Below are 13624 nucleotides of genomic sequence, written 5' to 3'. Positions count from 1 at the left end.
CCCCCGATCACACGGAGAGTTACTGGTGAAAAACGTTTTTTTCGCATCGTTTGCAGCAGGCACGCTGGCCGTTGTTGGCGTCCTCGGATCGGCGCAGGCGCAGTCTGTGCGCGGCCCGGTTCCATTGACCATCGAACTGTCGCCAGTGGCCGACCAGGCCGGGCGTCATCAGGGCAAGATCGCCGTCACCGTCACCAATAACGGCAGCCAGATCGCGCGCGTGCCGACCTATCAGCTGCCGTTGAAATCACTGGATAACGGCATTCTGGAAGTGAGCCGCGACGGCAAGCCAGTGGATTACACCGGGCGCCTGGTCAAGCGCGGCCTGCCCAAGGCCGCCGACTTCACCATCCTGCAGCCGGGTCAGAGCGTGAAGGGCGAGGTCGATCTGGCCGGCGCCTACGATCTGTCCACCAGCGGCAACTACTCCATCCAGGTGCGCTCGGCGCTGCAGTACGCCTCCTTTTCCGACGGCAGTCTGATGAAAGCGGCCAACGGCGAGCCGGCCGTGGCCACCAGCACCCCGCTCACCGTGTGGCTGGACGGCGTCAGCCGTGGGGTACAGCGCCAGCTTGCAGTCGGCCCGACCGCCGTGGTCAACGGCATCAACTACCTCAACTGCAGCACTACCCGCACCAGTCAGGCCGGCAGTGCAGTGACCGCCGCGCGCAATTACTCGCAGAACGCGCGCAACTACCTCAACGCCGGCAGCACTGGTGCGCGCTACACCACCTGGTTCGGCACCTATAACGCCTCGCGCTACAGCCGGGTGAGCTCGAACTTCGTCAACATCGATAATGCGCTGGACCAGAACAACGGCCAGATCACCATCAATTGCGGTTGCACCGAAAGTGCCTACGCGTACGTCTATGCCAACGCGCCTTACGAGATCTATGTCTGCAATGCGTTCTGGAGTGCATCGACCACCGGCACCGACTCCAAGGCCGGCACGCTGGTACACGAGATGAGTCACTTCACGGTCGTCGCCGGCACCCAGGACCGCGTCTATGGCCAGTCCGGCGCGCGCAGCCTGGCGATCAGCAACCCGGCGCAGGCCATCACCAATGCCGACAGCCATGAGTACTTCGCCGAAAACACCCCGGCGCAGAACTGATCGCTCCATCGCCTGAAACGACAAAGGCCCGGCATCGCTGCCGGGCCTTTGTCGTTTCCATTGCACCAGTTACTTGATCAGACGCAACGCGAACGGGTAACGGTAATGCTCGCCATTGTTGGCCTTGACTGCGGCCAGGATGCACAGCACCAGGTTGGCAATCCACACCAGCGTCGGCAGGAAGAACAGGATGCCGAACGAGACGATGGTCAGAATGACCGCTGCCACGGTGGCAATGAGCACGGTGATCTGGAAATTCAGCGCTTCCTTGGCTTGATCGGTCGCGAATGGCTTGGACGGGCTGGCGTCCTTGCTGATCAACCAGATCACCAAGGCACCGACGAACGAGGTCACGATGCCGAGCAGATGCGCGGCCAGCGCGAGCGTGCGCTCCTCCGACGGACTGCTGGTGCCGACCTGCGGCGGTGGTGGCGGTACGGCGTGCGATTCGAATTCGCTCATCATGTCTCCCCGTGCATGGTTGTGGTGCGGCGGACTATAGCAACGATTCAGCCAGCCACCAGTGCGGAAAGACACGGGCACGCGGTTTGCAGGTTCGAGCGGCTGCTCGTGAGGCGTGCGCCGACACAACAAGCCGCCGCTCGGACACCGGTGAAGCCGGTACAGCCGATGCCGCTCAGCTGTCGCCTGCCACCGTCATGCGGTTGATCAGCACCGAGCCGATCTTGACGTGCGAGCGCGGATCGACATCGCTGCCCACCGCTTCGATGCCGGCGAACATGTCGCGCAGATTGCCGGCGACGGTCAGGCCATCGACCGGATAGGCAATCACGCCATTCTCGATCCAGAAGCCACCGGCCCCGCGCGAATAGTCGCCGGTGACGGGATTGACGCCGTTGCCCATCAATTCGGTGACCAGCAGGCCGCGCGACATGCCGGCAATCATCGACGCCAGATCGCCTGCATTGGCGGTGACCTGCAGGTTGTGCACGCCGCCGGCATTGGCGGTGGTCTGCAGGCCCAGCTTGCGTGCCGAATAGCTGCCCAGCACATAGCGCTGCAGCACGCCGTCGGTGATCAGCGCCGAACGCCGCGTCGCCACGCCTTCGCCGTCGAAGGCGGCCGAGCGCAAACCGCGGCGCAGGTGCGGCAACTCTTCGATGTTGAACCAGTCCGGGAACAACTTGCTGCCGACGCTGTCGAGCAGGAAGCTGGCACGGCGATACAGCGCGCCGCCGGAAACCGCACCGAGCAGGTGGCCGACCAGCGAGCGCGCCACTTCCGGTGCGAACAGCACCGGCAACTGGCCGGTGGGCAGCGAACGCGGCTGCAAGCGCGCCACGGTACGCTCGGCGGCATGGCGGCCGATCGCGTCGGGCGCTCCCAGGTCCTCGCGTGCCAGCGCACTGCTGTACCAGCCGTCGCGCTGCATGCCGTCGCCCTGGCCGGCGATCAGCGCGCAGCTGATCGAATGATGGGTACCGCGCTCGCGGCCGATGAAGCCGTGCGAATTGGCGTACACCGACAGGCTGAGCCCGGTGCTGGCCGAGGCGCCGTCGGAGTTGCTGATGCGCGCATCGGCATCGCGTCCGGCGGTTTCGCAGGCCAGCGCCAGATCCACGGCGGTGTCGGCGTCCAGCGCCCACGGGTGCCAGCTATCCAGCTCGGGGAACTCGCGCGCCATCAACTCCGGGTCGGCCAGGCCGGCGGCCACGTCGTCCTCGGTGAAACGGGCGATCGCGCAGGCCTGCGCCACGGTGGACTCCAGGCTGGAATCCTGCAGGTCGGCGGTACTGGCACTGCCCTTGCGCTTGCCGAAGTAGACCGTGACCGCAATGCCACGATCGCGGGTGGATTCGACCGTCTCCACATCGCCCAGCCGCACATTGACGTCCAGGCCGCGCTCTTCGCTGCAGCTCACTTCGGCCTGCGTGGCGCCGGCCGCACGCGCGCGCTCGAGCAGGCGCTGGGAGATGTCGGTAAGCGCGTCCAGGCGCTGCAGGCTGTCGTCGGTGACGCGGATTTCGGAGGAGAGTGCGTTCAATGCTTTATCCTTGGAAACGCGGATCCGTCCGCGAAAGCCCGGCTGTCCATGACCGGAGTGTTTGAATTCGGTGCGGAGTTGTTCCGCCGACGCCCGGCCGTTCGAGGCCGGAGATGTTTATCAACCAAGTTTCGGGATGTGGTGGCAATGCGCGGACGCGATGAAGAGACCGGTGAATTTCGCGGCGCCAGCCGCAGCCAGCAGCGGCGCGAGGCGCTGGAGATTTTCGACCTGGGCGAAAAGCTGGTGGCGCTGACCCCGGCGCAGTTGGCCAAGTTGCCGGTGCCCGAATCGCTGATCCCGCATATCGAAGAGAGCAAGCGGATCACCTCGCATATCGCGCACAAGCGGCAACTGGCGTTTCTGGCCAAGCACATGCGCCGCGAGGACGAGCAGACCCTGGCCGCGATCCGCGATGCGCTGGACGCCAACAGCGACACCGCGCGCCGCGAAGTGGCGGCGATCCACCGGGTCGAGCGCTGGCGCGAACGCCTGCTCGCAGAAGGCGACGGGGCGCTGGCCGAACTGCTGGAAGCCTACCCGGCTGCCGACCGCCAGCAACTGCGTCAGCTGGTACGCAACGCGATCCACGAACGTGCCAAAAACAAGCCCCCGCGCGCCTACCGCGAACTGTTCCAGGTGCTGCGCGAGCTGTCCCAAGAGCAGGGATTGGAGAGTGGGGATTCGGGATTGGACGACGACCAGGATCCGGGAGACGACGAATAGGACCTGGCGGCCGCAGTCGTGGAGCCGCTCAACCAGCGCCTCCGCCGCAGCCAACCGCGGCAGCCAGCGTCCAACGTCAGCCGCCTGGGTAGGCGACACCTGAGCGCCGAGGACGCTGCGCGCCTCTACCGCCGCGCTTCCCGATGCTCTGACCTCCAATCGCGGTTCCGAGACCGACGCAGCACACGTCACGGCCACGTGCGCCCCGCTCCTGACCGTTACGAATCCCGAATCCCGATTCCCGATTCCCCGCATCTCAGGCCTGCGTTCCGCCAACCGTGATGCCGTCGATCAACAGCGACGGCTGACCGACGCCGACCGGCACGCTCTGCCCGTCCTTGCCGCAGACGCCCACGCCTTCGTCCAATGCCAGGTCGTTGCCGATCATGCGCACCTTCTGCATGGTCTCCGGGCCATTGCCGATCAGGGTGGCGCCCTTGACCGGCGCGGTGACCTTGCCGTCTTCGATCAGGTAGGCCTCGGTGGCCGAAAACACATATTTGCCGCTGGTGATGTCGACCTGGCCGCCACCGAAGTTCACCGCGTAGATGCCCTTCTTGACCGAGCGGATCATCTCTTCCGGGTCGTGCTGGCCAGCACGCATGTAGGTATTGGTCATGCGCGGCATGGTCAGGTGCGCGAACGATTCGCGGCGGCCGTTGCCGGTGGGCGCAACCCCCATCAGGCGCGCGTTGTGGCTGTCCTGCATGTAACCCACCAGCACGCCGTCTTCGATCAGCGTGGTGCACTGGCTGGGCGTGCCTTCGTCATCGATATTGAGCGAGCCGCGACGGCCGTCCAGGGTGCCGTCATCGACGATGGTCACGCCCGGCGAGGCCACGCGCTCGCCGATGCGCCCGGCGTAGACGCTGGTGCCCTTGCGGTTGAAGTCGCCTTCCAGGCCGTGCCCCACCGCCTCGTGCAACAGCACGCCGGGCCAGCCCGGGCCAAGCACCACCGGCATCACACCGGCCGGCGCCGGGATCGCGTCCAGATTCACCAGCGCCTGGCGCAGTGCTTCGCGCGCGAAGCCTTCCGGGCGGCCGTCGGCAAACAGGTCGGCATAGCCATAACGCCCGCCGCCGCCGGAATAACCGGATTCGCGCCGGCCGCCCTGTTCGACGATCACCTGCACATTCAAGCGCACCAGCGGGCGCACGTCCGCTGCCAGCACGCCGTCGCTGCGGGCGATCAGCACCGTGTCCACGCCGCCGGACAGGCTCACCATCACCTGCTTGACGCGCGGGTCGGCAGCGCGCAGGAACTGGTCGATCCGACGCAGCAGGTCCACCTTGGTGGCGCTGTCCATGTCGTCGATGGGATCGGTGGCCGGGTACAGCGCACGGCCATTGCCGCGCACCAGCGAGCGGGTGGATTGCGCGCCGCCCTCGCGCGAGATCGCGCGCGCGGACTGTGCAGCTTCGAGCAGCGCATCGCGATGGATATCGTCGGAATAGGCGAAGCCGGTTTTCTCGCCAGCGATTGCGCGCACGCCCACGCCTTGTTCGATGGAATGCGCACCGTCCTTGACGATGCCGTCTTCCACGCTCCAGCTCTCGCGCCGCGAATGCTGGAAATACAGATCGCCGAAGTCGATGCCCGGGCCCAGCAGGGCGCCGAAGGTGCGGTCGAGATGGCCGGCGTCCAGGCCGGAGGGGAGCAGCAGCCGGGTTTCGGCCAGAGTGAGAGCGTTATCTGTCATGTGGTCAGGATGGGGCCCGCGCGCCGGGGAGACAAGTCGTTCGGCTGAACATGCGCGCAGCTATCATCGCCAGCCAGTTCTTCACGATCGCCCGCGCATGAAGCTCATCGCCCACGTCCTGGACGGCCACACGCTGGACATCCGCCCTGCCCCGCACGAGCGCGCGTGGATGGACGCCACCGACCAGCGCTACGCCTACCGCTGCCTGCCGCTGGCGATCGCCAATGCGCACGGCTGGGAGCTGCTGTGCCAGTCCGGTTTCGAGGCCAGTTGGGACGGCAGCGACGCGCTGGCGGCGATTACCATCAGCGCCGATGCAGACACGCAGGCACCGGCGATCAGCCACTTCGGCTATGGCGTGCTGACCTTCCACGTACCGTGCCTGTTCCGCACCGATACCGGCATCGACCTGTTCGTCACCGGGCCCCTGAACCGGCCCAAGGACGGCATCGGCGCGCTCAGCGGCATGGTGGAAACCGACTGGAGCCCGCATACCTTCACCATGAACTGGCGCTTCACCCGGCCCGGGCGGGTGCGCTTCGAGGCGGGCGAGCCGTTCTGTCATCTGTTCCCGCTGCAGCGACAGTTGATCGAGCAGGTGCGGCCGCAGTGGAAGCCGCTGTCCGAAGCGCCGCAGCTGGCGCAGCAACACGCCGACTGGACCCAAAGCCGCACGCGCTTTCTCGATGACCTGCCCGATGCGCAATCGGCCGCGGCGCGCGACAAATGGCAGCGTGGCTACTTTCTTGGCGTGGCTGCACCCGCGCAGCCGCCAGTGCCGGGGCATCGGTCGCGACTGCGCTTGCCGATGTTTACCCGTGCCGGCAGCGAGGACACGCCCGCACAGTGAGGCCGACGGACTCCGTCAGCGCTGCGTCGGATCGGTCTTGCCGGACTTGCCGGAGGGTGCGGCCGGTTTGCTCGGCGGCCGCTCGCGCGCCTCGCGCTCCACCACGTCCACCTGCGGGTCTTTCCACGGCCCGGTGACGTGATAGGTCTTGGCACCGATGGCACCGAGCGGTTTGCCGAGCACTGCGTTGGCCGCTGCGCCGACGGCGGCACCCACCGGGCCACCGGCCACTGCGCCGACCACCGTCAGCAGGTTGCCGGCCTTGGGGTTCACGTCCACGGTCTGGTCGAAGGTCTGCGCGCGCAGGTCGGTCTGGCCGCGGATCGCGATGTCGGCAGCCGGGCCTTCGATGCGGATGGCATCGGTGCGCGCGAAGCCCTCGCCGAAGCGCACCTCGCCGGCCAGCTTGTTGAAGGCCAGACCCTTGGAGAAGAAATCGCGGAAGTCGAACATCAACCGGCGCGGCAGCTGCGCCACGCTCAGCAGGCCAAGCACGCGGCCGGCGCCCGGGTCCACTTCCAGCAACTGGCCGTTGCGCACATCGACCTTGAGGTTGCCGTCCAGCGACCCGAGCGCGAAACCGGTTGGTGAGCCCTGCCAGCCGGCGTTGAGCTCCAGTTGCCCTTCGCCGCCGCGCAGTTGGCCGCCCAGGGTGAGGTTCTGCAGCAGATTGCCCAGGTTGCGGCTGTCCACGCGCGCCGACAGGCGCGTGCTGGCCGCCTCGCCCTTGCCGCGCCAGGCCCCGGTGAGGCCGATGTTCTGATCGTCCGAGCGCAGCTGCAGCTGATCCACCTGCATGCCATCGGTGAGCCGGCTGCTGCGCAGGCTGGCCGCGCCGAAAGTCATCTTGCCGATCTGCAGATCGTCGATATCCAATGCCAGCGGGGGGATCGACACCGGGTCGAATTCGGCCACTGCACGACGCGCGGGCTCCGGCAACGCGCCTGCCAATGGGTCGCCAGGTTCGGGCGCTGCCGGTTCGGCAGACGCCTCCACCGGCTGCCAGTGCACAGTCTTCAACCTGCCCTGCACCGTTGCGCCGTCGGCATTTGGAACGGTGAGCTGGCCGGCCAGCGAGGGGCCGTCCAGCGTCACCGCCACGGTATCGCGGGTGGGGCGCAGACGCAGACGCGTCTGCGGGAACACCCCGCCGATCATCAGCAACCGGTCTGCCTGCACATCCACCTGCTGCAACGGCATCGGGTCTTTGCTGGGCACGGCCGGCTGGCCGGGCAACGGTGGCATGTCGGCGTCGCCGCTGCTGCCGCGCGCCAGGCTGATCCAGTCGATCGCATCCAGCGACGCGGCGCGGCCAGTGACCACCAGCCCGTTGGCGGGCGGCCGTTCGGTGACGGTATCGGTGCCCATCACCACACGCACGCCGGTCTGCGCGCCATGGCTGCTGGCCTTGAGCGCCACCAGCTTGCCGAACCCCACATCGATGTCGCCATCGCCCAGCGGCAGCGCAACCTTGACCCGGGTGTCCAGTGGCTCGCTGGCTGCCTTGTCCAACGGTGCGGGCAGATCCAGCGTGGTGCCGACCAGATTGGAGCGCAGCGTCAGTACCGCGTTCGCATCGGTCTGTCCCGGCTGCGGCAGCGGCACATCCACGCCCACCTGCCAGGGCGCACTGCCATGCACGTACGGGCGCAGCCATTCCATCTGGGGTGCACGATCGAACAGTTCCTTGGCATCCAGGGTGGCGCCAAGACGTGCTTCGAAGGCTTGCTTGGGGTCCTGCACCAACCCGCCAGCGCGCAACGACAATTCGCCGCTGCGGCCTTCGTGCTGCACGCTCAACCGCTCGGCGGCAAAGCCGGTGTCGCGATACTCGGCCTGCCCGCTGACCTGATCGAAGGCCAGATCCCAACGCGCGTCGGCCAGCCTGGCGCCCTGCAGGGCCACCGTGCCCTGCAGGTGCCCACCGACGCCATGCGTCCGCAAGGGACGCAGCAGGTCGAAGGTCACGGCGGCCGGACCGGATACGGTGAGATTGCGCAAGGTGTCGCCATAGCGCCGCTCCAGCGGACTCTTGCGCAGCATGCCGAGCAATTGCGCCGCATCGGCCTGCGTGGAGGCGCGGACGTAGAGTTCGGAGGTAGCAAAGCTGGGAATGCCCGCTTCCAGCTGCGCGATCGGGGTACCGGCAAGATCACCCTGCCCGTGCAGCGAGAAGCCGTTGCCGATGAAGCTCAGGTTGGCCTGGACCTGCTCCATCGCCGGCCAGTCCGGCTGGAAGCGGATCACGCCATCGCGGATCTGCCCGAACGCTTCGAAGCGCCCGTCGTTGTTGTCGAACGGCCAATCGTCCAGATCGCCGCTGACCAGGCCAGTGCCGCCGGTGACGGTGCCGCCGGCTACGGCCATGTCGAGCCAGTCGATGGCGGCCTGGCTCATCTTGGAGCGGATCCAGAACTTGCGCGCCACCGGCAGCGCCACATCGTCCAGCTGGGCCGCCAGCTGCATGCGCGGGCGGCTGCCATCGCCCTGGAACCACAGCCCGCCACGCACGTTGGCGCCGTAATCCTTGCCCTGCACACGCAGCGCCGGGGTGGCGACCTGCCAGCCAGCGCCTTCGCGCCAGCCGACGATCTTGCCGGCCAGTTGGATCTCGTGCACCACGCCAAAGCCGGTCGGCCAATCGAAACGCAGCGTGGCGTCGGGTGCGGGGTCCAGCTCGACGCCCTGCGCATCGCCATCGATGGTGCCGCGCAGGCCACTGATGCCAGGCGCATTGCCCACCGGCAAAAACCCCAGCTCTTCGATCTGGCCCTGCGCGCGCAGTGCGCCGCCCGGCTCGCCGGCGACCCGCAGGTCGGCCACGCGCAGCTGCGGTTTGGACAGGCTCAGCCAGCGCCGCAAGGCCGGCGACAACTGCTCGCTCAGGGCGGCCGCTGCGATCAGGCCCGAGGCATCCACATGCCTGCCCATCACCGCGTAGCGGCGCCCGCCGGCAATGCTCAGCCCGTCCAGGTGCTGCAGTTGCGCCGCCTGGCCCAGGCGCAGTAGCGGCGCGTCCACGCGCCAGCCGCCATCGATGGTCTGCCAGCGCGCACGCGCCTGCAGCCGTTCCCAGGTGAGCGTGCGCCGCGCGGTCTCGTCCGGCAGCGCGGCCCCGGACAGGCGTAGCTGCTGCAAGTCGACATCCACGCTCACCGCAGCGATCCGGCGTGCGCGCAGTTGCGCCCAGGCCTGCAAGCGCCCCCCACCGCCATCCACGCGCATGCCGCCGAACTGCAGCAACGACGCCCAGGTGGACAGGTCGGCCGGATCGGCTTGCACATAGGCGCTGCCGTCGCCGCTGTCGCGATCGAATTCCAGCACCGCCGTCAGCGGCGCGCGCTTGAGATCGATCCAGCTACGGCTGCCCACTTTCACGGTCGAGCCGCTGACGCGCAGGCGCAGGTCGATGCGCGGCAGCGTGGTGTCCAGGCCGATCGAAGGCGCGGCCACATGCAGGCGCGCTTCGGCCAGCTGGATCTCGCCAAGCCGGCGCAGCGCATCCAGCGGATCGGAGTTCCCGCCGCTGGGCATGCCCTGGACCGACCACACGCCGTCGTCGCTCCGCTGCAAGGTCAGCGCCAGGCCACGCAGGCGTATTTCGGTCAGCGAATGGCCCGGCAGCAACCCGGCGTACATCGCCAGCAGCACCTCGGCCTGGCCAATGCGCACCTCGCCGTGCGGACCGATGCGCAACCCATCCAGCCGCAGCAGCGGACCGCGCCGGGTCCATTCGGTTTGCAGCCGATCGAACGCAATCGGCTGACCGGCACGCTGGCTCAGCCACTGCGCAATCTGCTGCGGATGTTCCTCGGCCAACGGCAGCGCCTGGCTGGCCGCGCCCACCAGCAACGCGACCGCCACCAGCGCAAGCGCGCAGGCAGTGATCGCATAGCGGCGAAACAGACGGAGACGGCGGCGCAGCGGGGTGGGCATCAGGAGCGGGGATTGGGCATTGGGGATTCGGGATTGGTTACAGCGTGTCCGAGCACGGTAACGTCAACGCTCCTGCTGGCCGCACATCATGACGGGGCCGGCTTTTACAAATCCCGAATCCCGAATCCCGAATCCCCGACTCACAGCAACACCACATCGAACTGCTCCTGCAGATACTGGTCGTCGGACTGGAAGCGGATGCTCTTGCCGAGGAACTCCTCCAGCTCGGCGACGGCTGCCGATTCCTCATCGGTGATGCGCGCGACCACCTTGGACGAGGCGATCACCAGCAGGCGCGCGGCATCGAACTGGCGCACGGCGCGGGTGATCTCGCGGAAGATTTCGTAGGTCACCGTTTCGGCGGTCTTGATGGTGCCTCGTCCGCCGCACTGGCCGCAGGTTTCCGAGAGCTGGCGCTCCAGGCTTTCGACGGTGCGCTTGCGGGTCATCTCCACCAGGCCCAACGGCGAGAACTCGTACACGGTGGTCTTGGCGTGATCGCGCGCCAGCGCTTTCTCCAAGGTGCGCAGCACCTGCCGGCGGTGCTCGGGGTCGTCCATGTCGATGAAGTCGATGATGATGATGCCGCCCAGGTTGCGCAGGCGCAGTTGCCGCGCCACCGCCTGCGCGGCTTCCAGGTTGGTGCGGAAGACGGTTTCTTCGAGATTGCGCTGACCGACGAACGAGCCGGTATTGACGTCGATGGTGGTCATCGCCTCGGTCTGGTCGATCACCAGATAGCCGCCGGATTTGAGCGGCACCTGCTTGTTCAGCGCGCGCCCGATTTCGTCCTCGACGCCGTACAGGTCGAAGATCGGGCGGTCGCCGGTGTACAGCTCCAGCCGCTCGGCCAGCACCGGCATGTACTTGGCCACGAAGGCCTGCAGTTGCACGAAGGTCTCGTTGGAATCGACCTTGACCTTTTCCACGTCGCGGCGGATCAGGTCGCGCACCGCACGCAGCGGCAGGCTCAGGTCTTCGTAGATGATGCTGCACGGCGGCGCTTCGCGGCCGCGGCGCTCCACCACGTTCCAGACCCGCGACAGGTAGGCGATGTCCTCGGCCAGTGCCTCGGCCGGCTGGCCTTCGGCATTGGTGCGGATGATGTAGCCGAAGCCGCCATGCTGGGCCGAGACCTCGCTGACGATGGTCTTCAGGCGCAGCCGCTCGGCTTCGTCTTCGATGCGCGCCGACACCCCAACGACCTTGGACTGCGGCAGCAGCACCAGATAGCGCGAAGGAATGCTGATCTGCGTGGTCAACCGCGCACCCTTGGTGCCGATCGGATCCTTGACCACCTGCACCACGATCTCCTGGCCGTCGCGCAGCAGCTCCACGATCGGCACCGACGCCGGCGGCGGCGGCGGGATCGGGGTCTCTTCGGTATCGACCACGCTGGCCGGCGCCGGTGCCAGACGGACCACGTCATTGGCGTGCAGGAACGCGGCACGCTCCAGCCCCACTTCGACGAAGGCAGCCTGCATGCCCGGCATCACCCGCTGCACCTTGCCCTTGTAGATATTGCCCACCCCCCCCCGCCGCCAGCCGCGCTCGATATGCAACTCCTGCAGCATGCCGTTCTCGATCACCGCCACACGGGTCTCGCGCGGGGTGACGTTGACCAAAATCTCTTCCGACATCTAATGCGCTCCGAAGGCTGTGAGCAATTGCGAGGTGTGGTGCAGCGGCAATCCCATCACGCCGGAATAGCTTCCGGACAGATGGCGGATGAAGCGTTCGGCGCGGCCCTGAATCGCATAGGCGCCGGCCGTGCCCATCGGCTCGCCGCAGGCGACGTAGGCGGCGATCTGCGCCTCATCGAGGGTGTCGAAGGTGACCTGCGACACCACCAATGCCTGCGCCGGCGCGCGCTGCGCGCAGACTAGAACCACCGCCGTGAGCACCTGGTGGGTGCGCCCGGACAACTCACGCAGCATGGCGATGGCATCGTCCACATCGAGCGGCTTGCCGAACACCCGCTCGCCCAGCACCACTTCGGTATCGGAACCCAGCACGATGGCGTCGGGGTCGGCGGCCTGTACCAGCGCCAGCCCGGCGTGGGCCTTCTCCAACGCGACGCGCTGCACGTACTGGTCGGGCGATTCATCGGCTGCGCGCAGCTCGGGCACATCCAGTTGCAATGTCTGGAACGGCACATCCAGGCGTTGCAGGAGTTCTTGTCGGCGCGGCGAACGGGAAGCGAGATAGAGCATCCGTCCAGCATACCTGTTGCCCGCACTCGCCCGCTTGCCTGGTGAACGCGCACACCGTTGCCGACGGCGTGGTCGTGCTCGACTCACAACATATTCATCGACCTGCCAACACGCTCGCCACACAGACAAGGAGATCTCATGCGTACCCATCTCAAGCCGTTGTTGCTGGCCCTGTCCATCGCTGCCGGAACCGCCATGACTGCCCACGCCCAACCTGCGTCGAGCTATACCATTCCCAGCGACGGCACCCTGCTCAACGTGTCGGCCGAGGCCGAGGCCAAGCGTGTGCCGGACATCGCCACGCTCTCTGCCGGGGTGGTCACCCAGGCCGCCGACGGCAATGCCGCCATGCGCCAGAATGCCGAGCAGATGAGCAAGGTCATGGCCGCCGTCAAGGCCGCCGGCATCGCCGACAAAGACGTGCAAACCAGCGGCATCAATCTAAGCCCGCAGTACACCTACAAAGAGAACGAAGCGCCCAGGATCAACGGCTACCAGGCCAGCAACACGGTCAGCCTCAAGGTGCGCGACATCACGCGCCTGGGCAAGGTGCTGGACGCCCTGGTCGCGCAAGGCGCCAACGACATCAACGGCCCCAGTTTTTCGATCGACCAACCCGAGCCGGTCTACGACGAAGCCCGCATTGCCGCACTGAAGAAGGCCCAGGCGCGCGCCGACACTTATGCAAAATCGCTTGGGCTGAAGGTGCGCCGCATCGTCAGCATCTCCGAGGGCCGCAGCGGCGGCGCGGTCCGCCCGATGATGATGGCCGCCTCGATGCGCTCGGCCAAGGCCGAGATGGACACCCCGGTCGCCCCCGGCGAGAGCACCTTGTCGATCAACCTGGATGTGACGTTCGAACTGGGGCGCTGACCGGGTAGCCCTTCAAGCCCCACGTGTTGCGTTTGCACTGCCCTCCTCGGAGGGCAGTGTCGTTTGCACGCTTGGTAGAGCGCGCTTCACTTCTGGCCGCCGCCAGTTGCTGGTAATCATCAGTGACTGGCGGCCAGCCAGATTTCCCTAAGGAAACTCTGAACAATCCGTCCTGATCTGCCACAATCGATCATCGACCCGAGTA

Annotated in this window: 10 protein-coding genes; 4 read left to right on the top strand and 6 right to left on the bottom strand. The window is 67.0% G+C overall.

Features of this window, described 5'->3' with window-relative positions; translation table 11 throughout:
• The first annotated feature begins 25 nt into the window (after positions 1–25).
• Positions 26–1114 carry a M35 family metallo-endopeptidase gene (locus J7367_RS04800; RefSeq protein ID WP_057659842.1) on the top strand — a complete coding sequence of 363 codons (1089 nt, stop codon included), beginning with the start codon at positions 26–28 and terminating at the stop codon, positions 1112–1114.
• Positions 1115–1183: 69 nt separating this feature from the next.
• On the opposite strand, the gene J7367_RS04795 is transcribed toward J7367_RS04800, so the two are convergent.
• Both J7367_RS04795 and pmbA read right to left on the bottom strand, forming a co-directional pair.
• Positions 1184–1651: a DUF4870 domain-containing protein gene (locus tag J7367_RS04795; protein ID WP_057659844.1), complete on the bottom strand. Its 468-nt coding sequence runs from the start codon at positions 1649–1651 to the stop codon at positions 1184–1186.
• Between the two features lie 100 nt (positions 1652–1751).
• Entirely contained in the window at positions 1752–3119 is a 1368-nt protein-coding gene (gene pmbA, locus J7367_RS04790; RefSeq protein WP_057659846.1) for a metalloprotease PmbA, read from the bottom strand.
• 147 nt (positions 3120–3266) lie between these two features.
• On the opposite strand from pmbA, the gene yjgA reads away from it, so the two are divergent.
• Positions 3267–3845, top strand: a complete 579-nt coding sequence (gene yjgA / locus J7367_RS04785) for a ribosome biogenesis factor YjgA (protein ID WP_042675330.1) — start codon at positions 3267–3269, stop codon at positions 3843–3845.
• Positions 3846–4101: 256 nt separating this feature from the next.
• On the opposite strand, the gene tldD is transcribed toward yjgA, so the two are convergent.
• The gene (tldD, locus tag J7367_RS04780) at positions 4102–5547 is read right to left on the bottom strand and encodes a metalloprotease TldD (protein ID WP_007964783.1); all 1446 of its coding nucleotides are present in this window, start codon (positions 5545–5547) and stop codon (positions 4102–4104) included.
• A gap of 97 nt (positions 5548–5644) precedes the next feature.
• On the opposite strand from tldD, the gene J7367_RS04775 reads away from it, so the two are divergent.
• Positions 5645–6397 carry a DUF6065 family protein gene (locus tag J7367_RS04775; RefSeq protein WP_057659848.1) on the top strand — a complete coding sequence of 251 codons (753 nt, stop codon included), beginning with the start codon at positions 5645–5647 and terminating at the stop codon, positions 6395–6397.
• 15 nt (positions 6398–6412) lie between these two features.
• Here the strand turns inward: J7367_RS04775 and J7367_RS04770 are convergent, their stop codons facing one another.
• From J7367_RS04770 to J7367_RS04760, 3 genes are all read right to left on the bottom strand, one after another.
• Positions 6413–10333 (bottom strand): YhdP family protein, encoded by a 3921-nt coding sequence (locus tag J7367_RS04770; RefSeq protein ID WP_057659849.1) that lies wholly within the window; start codon positions 10331–10333, stop codon positions 6413–6415.
• A gap of 140 nt (positions 10334–10473) precedes the next feature.
• Positions 10474–11973 (bottom strand): ribonuclease G, encoded by a 1500-nt coding sequence (gene rng / locus J7367_RS04765; RefSeq protein ID WP_057659853.1) that lies wholly within the window; start codon positions 11971–11973, stop codon positions 10474–10476.
• A complete protein-coding gene (locus J7367_RS04760; protein ID WP_057659854.1) occupies positions 11974–12546 on the bottom strand; it encodes a Maf-like protein in 573 nt (190 codons plus the stop codon).
• Between the two features lie 138 nt (positions 12547–12684).
• Here J7367_RS04760 and J7367_RS04755 point away from each other — a divergent pair, with 138 nt between their 5' ends.
• Positions 12685–13419 carry an SIMPL domain-containing protein gene (locus J7367_RS04755; protein ID WP_007964795.1) on the top strand — a complete coding sequence of 245 codons (735 nt, stop codon included), beginning with the start codon at positions 12685–12687 and terminating at the stop codon, positions 13417–13419.
• The last annotated feature ends 205 nt before the right edge of the window (positions 13420–13624 follow it).

This window comes from Xanthomonas sp. D-36-1 (genome assembly GCF_017746155.1).
Classification (GTDB): Bacteria; Pseudomonadota; Gammaproteobacteria; order Xanthomonadales; family Xanthomonadaceae; genus Xanthomonas; species Xanthomonas cissicola.
Note: the sequence above shows the minus strand (reverse complement) of the source record. Positions and strands in the feature narration are given on the sequence as shown.

Excerpts from the sequence above, each read along its gene's own strand:
- yjgA (WP_042675330.1), top strand. The coding sequence starts at position 3,267 with ATGCGCGGACGCGATGAAGAGACCGGTGAATTTCGCGGCGCCAGCCGC.
- tldD (WP_007964783.1), bottom strand. The coding sequence starts at position 5,547 with ATGACAGATAACGCTCTCACTCTGGCCGAAACCCGGCTGCTGCTCCCC.
- J7367_RS04775 (WP_057659848.1), top strand. The coding sequence starts at position 5,645 with ATGAAGCTCATCGCCCACGTCCTGGACGGCCACACGCTGGACATCCGC.
- J7367_RS04770 (WP_057659849.1), bottom strand. The coding sequence starts at position 10,333 with ATGCCCACCCCGCTGCGCCGCCGTCTCCGTCTGTTTCGCCGCTATGCG.
- rng (WP_057659853.1), bottom strand. The coding sequence starts at position 11,973 with ATGTCGGAAGAGATTTTGGTCAACGTCACCCCGCGCGAGACCCGTGTG.
- J7367_RS04760 (WP_057659854.1), bottom strand. The coding sequence starts at position 12,546 with ATGCTCTATCTCGCTTCCCGTTCGCCGCGCCGACAAGAACTCCTGCAA.
- J7367_RS04755 (WP_007964795.1), top strand. The coding sequence starts at position 12,685 with ATGCGTACCCATCTCAAGCCGTTGTTGCTGGCCCTGTCCATCGCTGCC.